The sequence below is a fragment of the Oleiphilus sp. HI0079 genome (assembly GCF_001635105.1).
The window spans coordinates 1-965 of the sequence record NZ_LWFT01001082.1 but is presented as its reverse complement, the minus strand read 5'-3'; the positions used below and the strand labels follow the sequence as shown (position 1 = coordinate 965).

The 965-nt window shown below is 44.2% G+C and carries 1 protein-coding gene and 1 pseudogene; one reads left to right on the top strand and one right to left on the bottom strand.

The window, feature by feature from the left end:
* Window positions 1–379, bottom strand: a pseudogene (locus A3750_RS19285) (tRNA (N6-isopentenyl adenosine(37)-C2)-methylthiotransferase MiaB); the annotation flags it as partial.
* A gap of 191 nt (window positions 380–570) precedes the next feature.
* Here A3750_RS19285 and A3750_RS19280 point away from each other — a divergent pair.
* Window positions 571–882, top strand: a complete 312-nt coding sequence (locus A3750_RS19280) for a DUF1820 family protein (RefSeq protein WP_068548646.1) — start codon at window positions 571–573, stop codon at window positions 880–882.
* Window positions 883–965: the final 83 nt, after the last annotated feature.

The following is a 965-nucleotide window of genomic DNA, read 5'->3' as shown; positions in this document are numbered from 1 at the left end:
CAATTACACCAACGTCGGTAGTCTTGGATGCATCGATCATTTCTGGTAGTCGATGCAGTGTTTGGGGGCCAAAAACAACGTCAACAAAAGGCGCGCGGTCACGAATAGCCTCGCCTTCCTGGCTCGCAACGCAGCCGCCGACACCTATCGTCAGATTTGGGTTTGAGTCTTTGAGTTTCTTCCAGCGCCCTAGTTGGTGGAACACTTTTTCCTGCGCTTTTTCTCTTATAGAACAAGTATTCAATAAGAGAATATCAGCATCGTCTGCGCTGTCGGTAAGTTCAACGTCTTGGCCTTCACGAAGCAGGTCTGCCATGCGCGATGAGTCGTACTCATTCATCTGGCAGCCGTGCGTTTTGATAAACAGCTTTTTAGTCATCGAAGAAATTCAAACCCTGAGTTTAAAAGGTCGAGAATTATAGCGCCCACGACGTCTGAATTATAGCGATTTTTTGTTTGTTTTGTGTCCGTTTTGTAGGCTGTTTTATAAGCGTTTAGGTCGCTTTCTGAGTCGTAATTTTGCTATGATTCGCCGCCCTCAAGATCGCTTAGGAAGTTGATAGTATTTTTATGCAGAGTAAGAAAACATACAAAGTCGTTTTTTATAATCAGGACGAAGTGTTCGAAATCTTCGCTTCGCACGTTTTTCCGTCTGATATGTATGGTTTCATAGAGGTTGAGGAAATTTTGTTTGGAGNGCGTTCGCAATTGCTTGTTGATCCGAGTGAAGAGCGGCTCAAGAATGAATTTGCGGGTGTTAATCGAACTTTTATTCCAATGAATGCCGTCGTCCGTATTGACGAGGTAGAGCAGTGCGGTACGCCGAAAGTTAAGCCTAGTCAGGTAACGCAATTTCCTGGCGGGCCTAGCACCAAAAAATAATAGTTAGGAGAAAATAATGGGTATTTCAATGTTGCGTTTTGCGCCTATGTACGCGGGTTTGCTAGCGATCTTGATTATATTTT